Source organism: Baaleninema simplex PCC 7105 (assembly GCF_000332355.1).
Classification (GTDB): Bacteria; Cyanobacteriota; Cyanobacteriia; order Cyanobacteriales; family Geitlerinemataceae; genus Baaleninema; species Baaleninema simplex.
The window spans coordinates 3,225,195-3,239,172 of record NZ_KB235958.1; the positions used below are offsets into that span (position 1 = coordinate 3,225,195).

15 protein-coding genes are annotated in these 13,978 nt (G+C 52.5%); 7 read left to right on the forward strand and 8 right to left on the reverse strand.

Going from position 1 to position 13,978, the window contains the following annotated elements; translation table 11 throughout:
• The 3 genes from GEI7105_RS30950 to GEI7105_RS0116480 all read right to left on the reverse strand — a co-directional run.
• The coding region (locus GEI7105_RS30950) for a transposase (protein ID WP_017661531.1) at positions 1 to 477 on the reverse strand (477 nt) is incomplete at its 3' end.
• Positions 478 to 914: 437 nt separating this feature from the next.
• On the reverse strand, positions 915 to 1,694 hold the full coding sequence (locus tag GEI7105_RS0116475) for a TrmH family RNA methyltransferase (RefSeq protein WP_017661532.1): 780 nt from the start codon (positions 1,692 to 1,694) through the stop codon (positions 915 to 917).
• Positions 1,695 to 2,628: 934 nt separating this feature from the next.
• Entirely contained in the window at positions 2,629 to 3,411 is a 783-nt protein-coding gene (locus GEI7105_RS0116480) for a Uma2 family endonuclease (RefSeq protein ID WP_017661533.1), read from the reverse strand.
• Between the two features lie 109 nt (positions 3,412 to 3,520).
• Between GEI7105_RS0116480 and GEI7105_RS0116485 the strand changes: the two genes are divergently transcribed.
• Positions 3,521 to 4,234, forward strand: coding sequence for an esterase/lipase family protein (locus GEI7105_RS0116485; RefSeq protein WP_017661534.1), 714 nt, complete (start codon positions 3,521 to 3,523; stop codon positions 4,232 to 4,234).
• 131 nt (positions 4,235 to 4,365) lie between these two features.
• On the opposite strand, the gene GEI7105_RS0116490 is transcribed toward GEI7105_RS0116485, so the two are convergent.
• The gene (locus GEI7105_RS0116490) at positions 4,366 to 4,830 is read right to left on the reverse strand and encodes a hypothetical protein (RefSeq protein ID WP_017661535.1); all 465 of its coding nucleotides are present in this window, start codon (positions 4,828 to 4,830) and stop codon (positions 4,366 to 4,368) included.
• A 204-nt stretch (positions 4,831 to 5,034) separates the two neighbouring features.
• Here GEI7105_RS0116490 and GEI7105_RS0116500 point away from each other — a divergent pair, with 204 nt between their 5' ends.
• The 4 genes from GEI7105_RS0116500 (at position 5,035) to GEI7105_RS0116520 (ending at position 9,210) form a co-directional block, all read left to right on the forward strand.
• The gene (locus GEI7105_RS0116500) at positions 5,035 to 5,970 is read left to right on the forward strand and encodes a hypothetical protein (RefSeq protein WP_144053841.1); all 936 of its coding nucleotides are present in this window, start codon (positions 5,035 to 5,037) and stop codon (positions 5,968 to 5,970) included.
• A 656-nt stretch (positions 5,971 to 6,626) separates the two neighbouring features.
• Positions 6,627 to 7,298, forward strand: a complete 672-nt coding sequence (locus GEI7105_RS0116510; RefSeq protein WP_017661539.1) for an Npun_F0813 family protein — start codon at positions 6,627 to 6,629, stop codon at positions 7,296 to 7,298.
• Between the two features lie 153 nt (positions 7,299 to 7,451).
• Positions 7,452 to 8,402, forward strand: a complete 951-nt coding sequence (locus tag GEI7105_RS0116515) for a hypothetical protein (protein WP_017661540.1) — start codon at positions 7,452 to 7,454, stop codon at positions 8,400 to 8,402.
• 55 nt (positions 8,403 to 8,457) lie between these two features.
• Positions 8,458 to 9,210: a helix-turn-helix domain-containing protein gene (locus GEI7105_RS0116520; protein WP_017661541.1), complete on the forward strand. Its 753-nt coding sequence runs from the start codon at positions 8,458 to 8,460 to the stop codon at positions 9,208 to 9,210.
• On the opposite strand, the gene GEI7105_RS0116525 is transcribed toward GEI7105_RS0116520, so the two are convergent.
• From GEI7105_RS0116525 to GEI7105_RS0116535, 3 genes are read right to left on the reverse strand one after another with little or no spacing between them, the layout of a single operon-like run.
• On the reverse strand, positions 9,202 to 9,411 hold the full coding sequence (locus tag GEI7105_RS0116525) for a lipopolysaccharide assembly protein LapA domain-containing protein (protein WP_017661542.1): 210 nt from the start codon (positions 9,409 to 9,411) through the stop codon (positions 9,202 to 9,204). The two genes, GEI7105_RS0116520 and GEI7105_RS0116525, sit on opposite strands and share 9 nt — an antisense overlap.
• A 40-nt stretch (positions 9,412 to 9,451) precedes the next feature.
• Positions 9,452 to 9,661, reverse strand: a complete 210-nt coding sequence (locus GEI7105_RS0116530) for a hypothetical protein (RefSeq protein WP_017661543.1) — start codon at positions 9,659 to 9,661, stop codon at positions 9,452 to 9,454.
• A 36-nt stretch (positions 9,662 to 9,697) separates the two neighbouring features.
• Positions 9,698 to 11,104 (reverse strand): amidase, encoded by a 1,407-nt coding sequence (locus GEI7105_RS0116535; RefSeq protein WP_017661544.1) that lies wholly within the window; start codon positions 11,102 to 11,104, stop codon positions 9,698 to 9,700.
• 21 nt (positions 11,105 to 11,125) lie between these two features.
• Here GEI7105_RS0116535 and GEI7105_RS38580 point away from each other — a divergent pair, with 21 nt between their 5' ends.
• A complete protein-coding gene (locus GEI7105_RS38580) occupies positions 11,126 to 11,284 on the forward strand; it encodes a hypothetical protein (RefSeq protein ID WP_017661545.1) in 159 nt (52 codons plus the stop codon).
• Between the two features lie 94 nt (positions 11,285 to 11,378).
• The gene (locus GEI7105_RS0116545) at positions 11,379 to 11,960 is read left to right on the forward strand and encodes a retropepsin-like aspartic protease family protein (protein WP_017661546.1); all 582 of its coding nucleotides are present in this window, start codon (positions 11,379 to 11,381) and stop codon (positions 11,958 to 11,960) included.
• A gap of 590 nt (positions 11,961 to 12,550) precedes the next feature.
• Here GEI7105_RS0116545 and GEI7105_RS30955 read toward each other — a convergent pair.
• A complete protein-coding gene (locus tag GEI7105_RS30955; RefSeq protein ID WP_017661547.1) occupies positions 12,551 to 13,735 on the reverse strand; it encodes a WG repeat-containing protein in 1,185 nt (394 codons plus the stop codon).
• Between the last annotated feature and the right edge of the window lie 243 nt (positions 13,736 to 13,978).

Consider the following 13,978-nt stretch of genomic DNA (forward strand, 5'->3'; position numbering starts at 1 on the left):
GAGTTTCCCTCTATTTTCTTTTCTTCTTTCGACTCCTTCTGACTTTTTTGTGCTAGATTCCTCCCGTTGAAATCCTCGAGCTTGTCGGACAATTCTTCGATTTATTTTTTGAAGTAGAGAGCGACCAATCCTTTGCCGAAAATGAACCATCATTGAAGGATCGAAAGGCGCTTCGTTTCGATAACTCTTTTCCCCGATAAAATACTGTAGGTAAGGGTTTTCTTTAATTTGTTCGACAGTTTCTCGGTCGCTTATCCCCAATTTTTCTTTAATAATTAAGGCTCCCAGTGCCATCCGAAACGGTTTCGCTGGCGCTCCCATTTCCTCAGAAAAATTCTGGGCATATTCTTCCTCAAATTCTGCCCAGGGAATGAGGTTCGCCAAAATTACCCAACGATTTTCTTCACACAACTTGCCTTCAAAAGGAAGTTCAAAGGCTTCTTCGGGCGTGTCAGGATTTTGTGATTTTCGATACATTTTTTCTTGCCGGATGCACGGGAATTTCCAATTTTACCTCTTTTTCGGGTTCTCGAAGCCACGTCAAGACTCCTCTAAGCCTTACGTCGTAAGCTTTTCACTTCTTTTCAGCAAGCCCTAATTAGAAGGATTTATCCCTCCCGACAGGCGGTATTCTCGCGCCCGTTCTGGGAACTTTTACCCAGAGACACCCCCAAGTCGTTTCCGCTATGGGGCTTTGAGTGAAACTTTGACCCGGAGTCCGACCTATATGAAGCGACTCTCTAGGATTTACAGAGTGCTTCTCCATCACTTGAGAGGTCGTGTCTTCGGGGTGTTCGGAGCTCTCAGTTCCGCCCTTTACCGTACCGCTCAAGATGCGTAGCATCATAACATAGAAACCGCCGCTCCTTGACCCCCACCTGTTCCTATGTGGTTGAATGCGTCGCTAATTTTGTTCACTGGCGTTGACGTTGCGCTTCAAAGACAAACAACGCTGTAGCGATCGCCACGTTGAGCGATTCGACTTGGTTGGCCAGGGGAATTCGGACTTGTACGTCGGCTAACTCTAACAGTTCGGGAGATAACCCCGCCCCTTCGTTCCCCAACAACAGGAGTGACGGACGTTGGAAATCGATGTCCCAGTAAGTTTCGCCCGCATCGCTACAGGTGGCGATAATTTGGACGCCCGCTTGTCGGCTTTGACGGACGAGTTCGGGTAAATCTGGCGAGATGGCGATCGGCAGTTGAAACCACGTTCCGGCAGAAGCCCGAAGCACTTTCGGATTATCGACATCGACACTATCTTCGCTCAACCACACGCCTTCGATATCGGCGGCAACGGCGGTGCGGACGAGGGTTCCTAGATTTCCAGGATCTTGCAGGCGATCGATGACCAATCCGATACCCGAAATCGGTAGGGAGGGGGTGGAATTGGCTAGACGCGGTGCTGTGGCGACCACGCCGTCGGGATGGACGGTGGTTGCAATGGATTTGAGAACGTCGTCGCTGACGAGTTCGAGGCGGTTTCCTCGATGGGGCAGTTCTCGCATCAACTCGGGGTGACTGTCGTGCCAGGATTCGGTGTAACACACGATGTCGAGAGGATAGTGGTGATAGCACGCTTCTCGAACGAGGTGCGTTCCTTCGAGGAGAAATCGTTCTTGTTGTTTGCGGGCTTTGGCCGACTTGAGTTTTCGGATTTGTTTGATAGTCGGATTTTGTAAACTGGTTAGCATTTAGGGAATAGGGAATAGGGAAGGTCTTCGGAGTTTGAGGTTATAAGCGGATTTTATACTCGGTCAAAACCATCCCCCCAACCCCCCGCTGCGTTGGGGGGCTAAGGGGGGATGCGCCCCGGTTCGATTTCGTATTATTCATAACAAATTACACCGTAATCTCAGGAGACCCAACAGGGAACAGAAAATCTTATTCCCCGTTCCCCATTCCCCGTTCCCCGCTCCCGATTCCCTTTTTGGCTCAATTTTGTGACACAACTGATTTAGGGTTGCTATAGAATGATTTCATTATTCTAGCGATCGCACGACCTATCAAGATCCGTCGCAGTACTCCGCCTATACCGCGAAGCGGTTAGGGGGTGGTGAAGCGGCGGTGAGTTGAGGTGCGTCCCCTGAACAATGCGATAGCGAGAGAAGGGGATAGCGCCGAAACGAGCCATCAAATATAATTGATAAGGTGGTAACACGCTGAAAACATACGGATAGCTCATCCAGTAGGCAGCCCAGAAGTAACGGTTAAGACACTGGCAACACGGACATCTCACGGTGGCGAACTCGGTTCGCCACCCGTGTCCTCCTGTATAGAGCATAAAGCCCAAAACCAAAAATCAGATCCGTCCGGCTTGGGGGCACCAAGTGGACGTAAAACAAAAAGCCTGTGGAATCGTTCTGGCGGGGACTTGAAGTTATCTGAGTTCAAGTCTAGTCAAGAGGTTGAGAAGCAGGAAATCCTTGGTGTGAACCAGGGAATCTCCCTGCATACTCGATAGGGTTGCTGGGAGAGGATGTCAATAGTCAGTATTGCGTCATTTATTTCAATCTATTATTTTTTATCGAACGAGAGGACTTCACCAAAAAAAGAAATTTATGACGAAGTTTCCTGCGAGCGAGACTGCCACGAATTCCTAATCCTACCACGTTCATGTCCAACAAATTAAATCGTATCGGGATCGACACCGAGCGATCGCAACTGTTCGGCGAGGCGATTCGCCCATTTTTTCGATCGCTCCGTGCGTTGGTTGGCCTGACCTAACTGCGATTCAGCACGCTCGGCACGTTTTTCCTGTTCCTCGCGTTCGAGAAATTCCTGCTGTGCTAACTCGAATCCTGTCGGTAAAACGTGACTTTCTCGATCGCACCAGCGCAACCAAAGATTTTCTTTTTCCTCAAAATCTCCCTGCCACAGTAGCAATCCCAATCCGACTTGCTCGAGCCAAATCGACTTGCCATCTCGATCGATTTTTGCGATTTCAAAATAGCATTTTCCACGCAGTTCGTAGACCGTTAACGTCGCCTCACCGATCAGTTTGTCGGGATCGAACACCACGTAATAACTCACCCGCAGCCGCTCGTACGTGGCGAGTTTACTACCGAGTTCGTCGCCGTAGCGATCGGAGACGATTTCGAGAACCAAATCCGGCGATTTCCCGAACTGCCAGATAAAATAAGGAGAATGTCGCTGTTGCCACCAACTCGTATTGACATCGAGGCTGAGAATCAAATCGGGGACGACGAGAGGTTGCCCTTGGGTGTGCAGAATGCCGACGTTGGCTTCGACGAGAAACGGCTGACCCCGCAGAGAGGTGTAGAGAGAATCCGTTAACAGTCGCTTCTGCTTGGCCGAGGCAAAATCATCGACGGGCATTCGCGTGTCCACGATCGCCTCATCGGGAACGAAGCCGAAAGAATTGTCAGCAGGAGGGGAGATTTGAGTCATAACACCAGGTACTCTGTTTGAGTTATCAGAGAATCGAGCGGACTTCGAGCGATCGCTACCGCACGAGCGTTAAGCTTCAAAACACGCGACCGAATAGACTGAACCGATTATGCCACGACCGACTGTCATTCTTCCGGGCTATTTTGCCAGTGCCGACGATTACCACCCTTTAGCCGAACAGCTTCGAGGCTTGGGGATTCCAACCACCGTGGTTCCACTACGGAAATCGAGTTGGATTCCGACATTGGGCGGACGGTCGATCGTTCCGATTTTACGGGAAATCGATCGCGCTGTCTGTCAGGCGATCGAGACTCACTCGGCCAGCGAGGTCGATTTAGTGGGGCATTCCGCTGGCGGATGGATCGGACGCATTTATCTCGGCGAGAAACCCTACTGCATTCACGGCGACGTGACCGAAAATACACCGGGATTGTGGAACGCCCGATCGCGCGTGCGATCGCTCGTCTGTCTCGGAACCCCCCACACCAGCCAAGAATACTGGACGCGGCGCAACCTCGATTTCGTCAACGAAAACTATCCCGGTGCGTTCTATCCCGACGTGCGATATCTCTGCGTCGCTGGAAAATCCGTTTTCGGACGCCGCCGCCTCGGTGGGGGTCAGTGGTTGGCGTACAACAGCTACAAACTCACCTGCGGCGAAGCCAACACTTGGGGCGACGGCATTACACCGATCGCGGCCGCCCATTTAGCGGGGGCGGAAAATCTCACCCTCGAAGACGTGTGGCATTCTCCACGATCGCCCGGTCGCTGGTACGGTTCTGAAGACATCGTTCCGCAGTGGAGTTCGTTTTTATTCGATTAAATCGATCGTCGATTTATCGAGCTTAAACTCTCGAGAAACTCCACTTCTCAACAGGTTTCAAAAAGGGGCGATCGCCCCTACACAAAAGTTTTATAAGTTTCTACAACTCGATCAAAAAATTAACAAAAATCCTATAAAACTTCGTGAGTGTAGCGATGTTGTTTGACGTTATCTTCCGTCGAAACAACTCGTTCGATATTCAACAATCGCTTGCGTTCTAAATTGTGAGCGAATCCATCGAACGTCGTTCCTACCTCAATATGTTGTCGAGCTTCAGGACGCTTTTTATACGTCCGAACGGCAGCCACGAGGCGTTCGACGATATTTTCACCGAGCTGACAATCTGGCGGAAAAGTTTGAGGAATTTTCAACGTCGTTCCGTCGAGGAGTTCTCCGACGGTGGTGGCGTAAGCGAGTTTATAAGACGTGGGAATTCCTTTTAAAAGTGCTTCGAGAGCAGAAGAAGGAATGGGTTCGACAACTTGCACGGGAAGAATTTCGTCGTCTTCGCGCACGAAGCAGACCGCCAAACCGAGGACGAGGTAGTCCTCGGGGGTGATATCGGGCGCGTTCGGTAAGGCAGTAGCCGAAGTCATATTTACCGGTTAGAAAATGTTGCTATCGCGAGCATTTTAACAAACGGTTCTAGAGCAACCTCGGCAACCCTTACAAATCTTTAGGTTGTTTTAGTCGATGGGGGGTTTGCCTGCATTTTCGCCTCAAACCATCCGGACGAGAGCGATCGCGACCGTACAGAGAAACCAATCTCGATCGATTGTCAACCCCCCCCCGTCTGCGCCATGGTTCGCCGTAAGTCTCGTTCCGCCCCACCCCGTCCGCGTCCGTCGCAAAACCCGCGATCGCCTCAACCCTGGTTTTATTTAATGGGAACCAGTGCCGGAATTGCCACAGCACTCGTCGCCAGTCATTACTACGCTGAGGTGTTGTTCGAGGCCGAACCCGAAGACGCACTCGAGGCAAAGATCTCCTCAGAGAAGACAGTTTCCTCAGATATGTTGCGTCCGATCGCCTCCGAACCCGAAATTTGGGAAGACGTGGTAGCCGCAGAAGCGAAGCTGTGGAAACGGGATTTTACAGCCCTGGCCGATCGCGTAAAAGCCGACGTCGAAGCAAAACTGGCGCGTCCCAAACCCCTCCCCGCTCGAGCGATCGCCGCCGTGGGGGACGACAAACCCTGGCAACAGAACCTTGCCGAACGCACGCGAGCCAACATCGAGCGACGAGCGCAGCGATCGTTACAAGCAGCCTTCGATCGCGCGCAGCAACGAGACTTCGCCGCAGCGATCGCGTTTCTCGAACAAATACCCAAAGGGACTTCACTTCGCGAAAAAGCCGAACTCAAAGCGATCAAATATCGCCACCAATGGAACGTACAATCCGAATATTGGCTGTATCGCGCCAAATACCTCGCTTACGGGGGCGATTTTGCCGGAGCCTTAGCGTACCTGCGACAGATTCCCGTCGAAACCTCTGCCTATCGAGAAGCTCAAGCAAAAATCCCCCTTTACGTCGAGTCGCGCAACCAACAAGCCGAAGCCCTTCTCGTCCAAGCCGATGGCGTAGCCCGGCGAGGAGCGTACACCTTGGCCAATCAATATCTACGGATGATTCCCCAAGAAGCTCCCGCCTACGCCGTCGCCAAAGATCGCCTTATCGAATACAGCCAGAAAATTTACGCCACGGCACAACTCGATCGTTCCCGCCGTCCGTCTTAGGATATGTAAACTTGGAGAAATTGGGATCTTCTGGATTGGCGATCGAAGCGTCGCTTAGGAGACCCAAAAATTGACTTCGAGCGCTGAAACTCTCAGTATCACGTTATCTAAATACAGAAAACCACTGTATATTCAGAAGATCCAGAAATTTACCGTTTCCCCTTTCTCGCCGACCCTTTTCCGCCCGCCGCCAAGCCTCCAGACACCCTTGCCAACAGTCTTCACGCTCGCGAGGCGTATCCAGTTCCTCGACCCCACCCTCGACCTTCGACCCTCGACAAAATTTTCCCAAGAATCGACCCAGTTGGGTGAAAACCGTCGCCATATTCAGATCTCCCCATCTCTCCATCTCCTCTTACGAGCGGATTTTCGGTAGAATCTAAAAACATGGGTTTCCCGTCTTGCGATTGCCAAACTTCGGATAACACCAGACACCGAATAAGGGTATCCCTGGGAAGCAATTCTCGGAACCGAACCTCAACTGCGGTGGGACGCACCGTAGAAGCTTTCTTGGGGAGCGGCCGCGTCTGGGTAACGGTAAATCCCGGTCCTCACGGAAGCGAGAACCACGCCCCGTCGAGACGGGTGTGAGAGCGCCCTACCTGTCGTACACCGCACCACCCATCGGCCCCCGATCGGAGTCAATTGGCAGTGTCATGTTTATTCTGAAAAGGCAGGATGTTGAAATTACCGGGGTACAACACCCCAAAACGGGTCAGCAAGTTCCTGTCCTGAAGTATCAAGGACAGACTTTCCGCTTAATTAGCGTGTTTAACGCCCAACAAGCCGAAGAAGCGAGAACGTTTTGGCGAGATTTAACGGACAATCGAGGTAAAGCCTGTGTCCTGCTTGAAGAACCCGATCGATATAGCGTTTGGGGAAAAGTTCGTATCGAACAGCTCAGCGAGGAGGGTTCGGGAAGTGGCGTGGCGGCGGCACCGTCGTTCACGCAGGCTGCGCTGCTATTGTTACAAGCCGTCTACTTCGATATTGAAGACTTGTTGGGCAACCGACAAGCCAGTGCTTTTGAAAAAGAGATTGCCAAGGTGTTCCAACAGTGGAACTTTCCCAAAGCAACCTCTGCCGACGAAATCGGCAACTTACTCGAACGCGATCCCCTCGAAAGCACTCAAGTACCGCCCTGGCAGGAACACCACCTCAATACGCTCCTGCAAGAACTGCACCGTCTTGGGAAAGAGTATTTCGGCAATCCTACCTTTGTCGAGCGGGCGATCGATGCGTTACAAGACTTACCCGAAACCGAACGGGAACAATTTATCAATTGGATGAACCAATCGCCCCTCGGCAAGCTGTGGGCGACTGCTTGAAGATTTTTTGACGCGGGGCTCTGTCATGCCGGGGAATGTGAAAATTGAAAGGAAAAGGGGGCGTGCGGTCTCGATCGCCAACCCGACTGAGACCCGATCTCGGGTGGGTTCAGCCCGCTTTTGAATATTGGTTGTTAGCCACGAAACGTTCTTATGAGTACTACTTCCGAAAAAGCTGAAAAAGCAGGCGGCATGAAGTCGTTGTTGTCTACACCCGTTCTCGTGTCCGCTGCCGTCACTTGGGGGGTGGGGTCGCTGCTGTTCTTCTTACTGTTCAGCGTCACGCTTCCTGGTGAAGGCCGCCCGTTTTGGTACGGAATCGGCACGTTGTTGTTAGAACAAGCCGCCTTTCTGTTTGCTGGAATCCTCTGTTTGCGGAACAGCTTCAGCAACCAAATCGTCAGCGGTCGCAACGTCTGGTTGGGGATGGGATTGGGGTTGTTGTCCTACTTTGTGGGCAACCTCTTCTTCAGTTGGTGGGAATTGTACTGGGAACTGAGTCCGGCGGTGTCCCCCGGCGATCTGTTTTACGTGATCAGCTACGTGTGTTTGACGGTGGGGATGATCCTCGCGGTGCGATCGCGCCGGTTAAACCTGGAATTATGGCAATGGGGCGTGACGCTTGCCATTGCTGTGGCGGGTATCGCGTTCGCCGCTTGGGTCTCCTATCCGTTCGACTTCCTCGCGAGTACCCCCTCCGTTGAAGAAGCCGTCGTCGCCATCGAACCCGCTCGTCCGGCGCCGGAATGGGTCATCGGTCTTGAAAAACAACTCGACCCCCTCGGACCGCCTCTCAACCTGCTGTACGTAGTTCTAGACGTTTTGCTGCTCATTATCGCAGCTGTGTTACTGTTAGCTTTCTGGGGCGGGCGGTTTTCCCAATCCTGGCGCATGATCGCGGCAGCGGCGTTTTCGCTATATATCGCCGATATGTGGTTTAAGTACGCCGATAAAAATATTCCCAACTACGAAAGCGGTGACTTGCTCGAAGTGTTCTTTATCTTTACCGGGGTTTTCTTTGCGATCGGAGCTTTGCTCGAATACGACGTATCGACGCGATCGATCTCGCGAGGTAGCCGTCGCCGCCGGGGATCTTCCTCTTAAACCCCTCGTTTTTTCCGCCCAGCCATCCTCAGTCTTTTAATCCAATCACGACGGAATGAGTGCCAAAAAACTATCTGATGCCGACAAAACGGAAATCCTCGAGCAGTACCGAAATCCGGGCGAAACGACTTCGACGCTAGCTAAACGCTACAGCGTCAGCAACTCGACGATTTCTCGCCTGCTCAAAAGCAGCTTCTCTGCTGAGGAGTACGATCGGCTCATCCAACAAAAACGAGCCTCGCGATCGCGATCGAGCAAGCCGTCGTCTCCACGACAACAACCCCAACTCGACGACGCACCGGCTGAGGACGGCGAACAGCTCAGTCTCGAAGTCGATGTCAAGCCGCGCCGACGGCGGCGCAAACGCGTTATCGATGCGAGTGAGGACAGTCGCGACGTTGAAACCCCGATACGGCGTCGCGAACCTCCCGAGGACGTACCGCCACCGGTAACGCCGTCCCCAGCGCCAGAAAAACCCAAACTGCGAGGGACGACTCCTCTGCTGAGCGTATCTCCTCTAGCGGAGGCGACGCTACCGAAAACTTGCTATCTCGTTGTCGATCGCGCTTCGGAACTGATCGCGCGGCCGCTCAAAGAGTTCGACGATCTCGGGCCGGTTCCCGCTGAGGAAGTCTCGGCGAAAACCTTGCCCGTATTCGACAACCATCGCGTCGCACGTCGGTTTGCCAACCGAAGCCAGCGGGTGATGAAAGTCCCCGACAGTCGGATGCTGCAAAAAGTCAGCTCGCACTTGCAAGCCAAAGGCATCACTCGTATTTTCTTCGACGGCCGCGTCTACTCACTTTGAGGCGGCCGCGATCGCGATCGCCCCACTGACGAGTCCCCCAGCTCCGGCGAAGGCTAATAGGGTTCCCAGGGGAATCTCGATAGATTGCCACGCCAAAAATTGCAGGGAAACCGGAGTAGCGTTCCCGATGGCGAGTCCGGCGATCGCGATCGCCCAGATAGCCGTGACGAAAACGGCGATAAGAAAAGAAAAACGATTCATGGGTAATGTCAGAATCAGAAAAAGTGCGATCGAACGCTCTTTAGCGTTCTAGCTGTTCGATTTGTTCTTGCCGCTGCTGGTCGCGGTCTTTGGGCTTTAACCAGTCCGGCCACAATCCCACTAAAAACGTTCGACTTTGATAACTGGCATCTCGCATCGATTGCGGTAAAAACGTCCAGCGATCGCCATCGACAATAAAGAGAACGATAAGAATTACGACCGTCCAAAATCCAATTTTCTTCGCGTTCATCGGCTCTTACACTCGAACGATACAGTAGTTTTGCTCCTAGAGTACCGTCTGAGGGGGGCGAAACTGACACCATTGCTGAGAACGTTCGAGTTGCGCCGCCACCTGTAACAAGGTCGCTTCAGCGCCCGGTTTGCCCACCACCTGCACGCTCAAGGGCAACCCGCGATCGTCGAAGCCCGAGGGAACGGCGATCGAAGGCTGGCCGGACGCGTTAAACGGCGGACAGGGTAAAATCCAGTTCGTCACCGCGTCGAGAACGTCTTCTGGAGGCAACTGCGCCCATTCTCCCACACGCACGGTCGGGTGCAGGTACGTCGGCAAGATTAAGAGATCGAACTCCTCGAAAAAGGCGACGATCGAGCGGGCTAACATCTGTAACTTCGCTTGAGCTTGCAAAACGTCCACCACCGTACCCACTTGCGAGATCAGCCAGCGGTTCACCGGACTCAATACTTCTGGCGGCATCCCCGTCGAGGCAACCCCCGCCGCGAAGAGTTGTCGAAACGGTTCGACCAAGGGACGAAAATCGGGACAGGCGAGTTCGACGCGATGTCCCGAGGCTTCTAACTGCGTCGCCGTCTCCTCGACTGCCTGTCGGCACTGTCGCTCGATCGCCCAACCGGGAATTTCTGTCGCCACGGCCGCTCGCAACGGCGGTGGTGATTGCTGCATCGCTTCTAAAAACGATGTTTTGGGTTGCGGTAGCCAGTAGGGATCGCCCGTCACGTAGCCCGACATCACGTCCAACATTGCCGCAGCATCGGCGACAGTCCGCGTCAGAGGTCCGGCCGTGGCCATGCCCATCAAATGTTCTCCTGCGGGGGCTTGGGAAATGCGACCCCGCGACGGTTTGAGTCCCACCAGACCGCAACAGGCTGCCGGTCCGCGCACCGATCCCCCTCCATCCGAGCCGTGGGCGACCGGACACAGCCCCGCTGCTACGGCCGCCGCCGCACCGCCACTCGAGCCACCTGGGGTATAGTCGAGGTTCCACGGATTGCGAGCGGGGGGAAATCCGGGCGGTTCGGTAAACGGCATCGATCCCAACTCGGAGGTCGCCGTTTTCCCGAGGATGTTGAAACCCGCCCCTTCGAGTTTCGCGACTACGGCGGCGGTGGAATTGGGGATGCGATCGCGCAGGACTGCTGCTCCCCGCGTGCAGGGAATGCCTTCGACGGGTGTGAGGTCTTTGACAGAAATCGGAACGCCGAAAAACGGCGGTAAGTGACGGGTATCCTCAGTCTGGGCTAGGGTTTCGGTTTGGGCGGTCGCCAGGGTTAGGGCGCGATCGCTCGTGACAGTGAAGAACGCCCCGAGGCGACCGTTGGCGCGATCGATGCGATCGAGATACAGTTTCGTCAGTTCTAGGGGTGAAACGACCCGTTGTCGCACGAGTTTCGCCAGTTCGACGGCTGAGGTAAAAGCCAGATCGGTAGAATTCATAGCATCGAGGAGAAGGTTCGAGTGATTGCGCCTACGGCACAAGTGTACGATCGACCGTCCGTCGTCTCCGATTTTGGCTCGCACACTTGTCTTACCGTCCTCGCCGATGCCGACGCTACACTCGCTGTCTACCCCTTGTCGCCCTCGTTTGCCAAAACGAACGTCGTCCCCAAGCGGTAGACAGTTGGCAAACTGTCATGCGACCGCCTTTTCCTCAACGCCGCCGCGCGATCGGATTTGATACAGTTGGGTTGAGAAAGTCTCACTATCTTTGATGAAACGCACTATTGCTGTTGCTGCATTCCTCTCGGCTCTCGGCTTGGCTTGCGCTCGAGACAACGCGATCGCTCAAGAATACGAAGGATGTTTCCTCATCGACCCCGCCGGAAACCGAATTGACCTAGGAGATCTCTGTCCGAGTAACCCCCCTCCAACCGCCACCGAACCTACCTCTACACCGAGTCCGGAGGCGGGTCGAACTGCTGCCAACGTCGTCCAAGTTCCCATCGTCAGACGCTTGAGCGGTATTCCCGTCGTTAACGTCACTTTCAACGGTCGCCAAACGTTCGAGATGCTGCTCGATACGGGTGCTAGCAATACTGTCATCACTCAAAGCATGGCCCGAGAGTTACAAGTGGCTAGGGCGGGAAACATTCAAATCGATACGGCCAGCCAACGAAACGTTACCGCTGAAGTGGGATATATCCCCGCGATGGAACTCGGCGGTATTGTTTCTCGCAACGTTCCGGTGACGATCGCCCCTCCCGACCTCGACATCGGACTACTCGGACAGGACTTTTTCGGACAGTACGATTTGACAGTTCGCGAAAACGTGGTTGAATTCGCTTTCCGATAAGCTGGGTTGCAAGAAGTCTTCACCACATCCCCCCTTCGCCCCCCTTTGAAAGGGGGGTTGGGGGGATGGTTGGGGGGATAGAGGGGCTTGTCTGACTGGGGCAAACCAGTGTTTGAGTCCTCGACTCCGCTCGGATTCAACGCTGAGCGAAGTCGAAGCGAGCCAAGTCGAAGCGAGCCAAGTCGAAGCGAGCCAAGTCGAACGGTTTGGGAATCACCGCCCTGGAAGGACGGTGAGGATGTCAACCTTAGTGGTGCAGAAAAGTCCTGAAACCCTTGTTAGAAAAGATATCGCCGTATTAAAGGGTTGCCCGCAAAATCCCAGATCGGTAAATGGTTGCCGGAGATCCCCGGCATCTCCAAGATGCCGGGGATCTGGATTGAATTCAAATACATATTTTATGTAATTTGTCAATCCCAGATCTCGAAAAGTTTTCTGCACCACTGAAGGATGTCAACTTCGAGTCTTCTGGGTTTGTGACGAAAAACGTCGTCCATACTACAAAAAAGCCGAGCTTCGATCGCTGAAATCCTCAGTATCGCGTTATCTGGACACAGAAAACCACCGTATATCTAGAAGACCCGGATACATCACGGCCAGATATATCTCCCAGTGCGATCGATATACCTCCATGTTTTGCCAACTTTGACTTTTGCAAGTCCGTTATAAAAGCTATAAGCTAGGTCGAATTCTGGATCGATCGCCACTTCGCCGCGATCGTTGAGATAGCCCCATTTTTTACCCATTTGTGCGGCGGCGAGTCCTTCTGAAAAAGAGCGAGCTTGCATTAAATTGGGTTCTTTTATCCATTCTCCTTGGGGGTTGATGTAGCCCCATAAATTGCCGAATCTCACCGCAGCTCTCCCTTCTTGGAAAGGATAGACGAGATCGAATTGGAAAGGAATTGCCATTTTCCCATCGAGATCGAGATAGCCGTATTTTCCACGTTTTACCCCTGCAAGACATTCGGAAAATTCCGAAACAAACTCAAATTTCCAAGAGGTAACTGGCTTACCGTTGCGATCGATAAATCCCCACAACGGTGTTTTTTCTCTCAATCCCCAGAAACTCGGTTTTCTGAGTTTGACTCCGGCGAGTCCGAACTTAAAATTTGTAACTTCAGAATACTGAGCTTCGATCGCTAATTTTCCAGTGCGATCGATAAAACCCGTTTTGTAGTTGCTGGTTTGAACGGCGGCTCTTTCTTCGGAAAAATCTGAAACATTAATAAACTGCGGTTCGACAATAAATTTTCCGGTGGAGTCGATAAATCCCCATAAATTGTTGGTTTGAACGGCGGATCGCTGTTCGGAAAAGGAGCGAACTGCATCAAACTGTGGTTCGACGATCGATTTACCGGTAGAATCGATAAAACCCCATAGGTTCTGAGTTTTGACAGCGGCTCTTTGTTCGGAAAAAGCTAGAGCATCATCGAATTGCGGTGGAACTACAAAACTTCCTGTTTTGTCGATAAATCCCCAAAGCTCTTCAGACTTTGCAAGTGCTAGACCTTCAGAAAATCCATAGGCTTCTTTAAATTGCGGCTGAATTGTTATGGTTCCACTGTCATCGATATACCCCCATTTTCGATCGTGGCTGCCAATTCTGAATCGTTTGACGACTTGTTTATTTTGTGCGATCGCCTGATTTGTCGTCGTATTTTGTGCGAGACAAATTGAAGTTTTTGTGGGATTCCCAGAACATCCGACTAGAAGGCTGAGTAAAAAGAGACAGATGATTTTATAAAAAGGCTCGATCGATACACGACGTTTCATGACTTTTTGAATATCGAAATTGAAGGGCGATCGCGATAAGGGAGCGATCGAATATTTACCGAAAAGCCATCATAAAAAAGATTTTTTAGCTATATAAACTCTATCGATCGAGCCGTTTTTTTGAAGCGTTTAAAAAAGCAAATCAGTGAGAATTTTCTTCGGGTGCATCTCAATTTCGTAGAACGACCCCTCCGCGCCTCGACTGAGCTCGCCGAACGTCCTTCGGCACCTCCCCTTACTAAG

What these genes read in the sequence shown, in the direction of transcription:
- GEI7105_RS0116480 (WP_017661533.1), bottom strand. Translation starts at nt 3,411, where the DNA reads ATGACTCAAATCTCCCCTCCTGCTGACAATTCTTTCGGCTTCGTTCCC.
- GEI7105_RS0116535 (WP_017661544.1), bottom strand. Translation starts at nt 11,104, where the DNA reads ATGAATTCTACCGATCTGGCTTTTACCTCAGCCGTCGAACTGGCGAAA.
- GEI7105_RS0116515 (WP_017661540.1), top strand. Translation starts at nt 7,452, where the DNA reads ATGAGTACTACTTCCGAAAAAGCTGAAAAAGCAGGCGGCATGAAGTCG.
- GEI7105_RS0116525 (WP_017661542.1), bottom strand. Translation starts at nt 9,411, where the DNA reads ATGAATCGTTTTTCTTTTCTTATCGCCGTTTTCGTCACGGCTATCTGG.
- GEI7105_RS0116510 (WP_017661539.1), top strand. Translation starts at nt 6,627, where the DNA reads ATGTTTATTCTGAAAAGGCAGGATGTTGAAATTACCGGGGTACAACAC.
- GEI7105_RS0116475 (WP_017661532.1), bottom strand. Translation starts at nt 1,694, where the DNA reads ATGCTAACCAGTTTACAAAATCCGACTATCAAACAAATCCGAAAACTC.
- GEI7105_RS0116520 (WP_017661541.1), top strand. Translation starts at nt 8,458, where the DNA reads ATGAGTGCCAAAAAACTATCTGATGCCGACAAAACGGAAATCCTCGAG.
- GEI7105_RS0116545 (WP_017661546.1), top strand. Translation starts at nt 11,379, where the DNA reads ATGAAACGCACTATTGCTGTTGCTGCATTCCTCTCGGCTCTCGGCTTG.
- GEI7105_RS0116500 (WP_144053841.1), top strand. Translation starts at nt 5,035, where the DNA reads ATGGTTCGCCGTAAGTCTCGTTCCGCCCCACCCCGTCCGCGTCCGTCG.
- GEI7105_RS30955 (WP_017661547.1), bottom strand. Translation starts at nt 13,735, where the DNA reads ATGAAACGTCGTGTATCGATCGAGCCTTTTTATAAAATCATCTGTCTC.
- GEI7105_RS0116530 (WP_017661543.1), bottom strand. Translation starts at nt 9,661, where the DNA reads ATGAACGCGAAGAAAATTGGATTTTGGACGGTCGTAATTCTTATCGTT.
- GEI7105_RS0116490 (WP_017661535.1), bottom strand. Translation starts at nt 4,830, where the DNA reads ATGACTTCGGCTACTGCCTTACCGAACGCGCCCGATATCACCCCCGAG.
- GEI7105_RS0116485 (WP_017661534.1), top strand. Translation starts at nt 3,521, where the DNA reads ATGCCACGACCGACTGTCATTCTTCCGGGCTATTTTGCCAGTGCCGAC.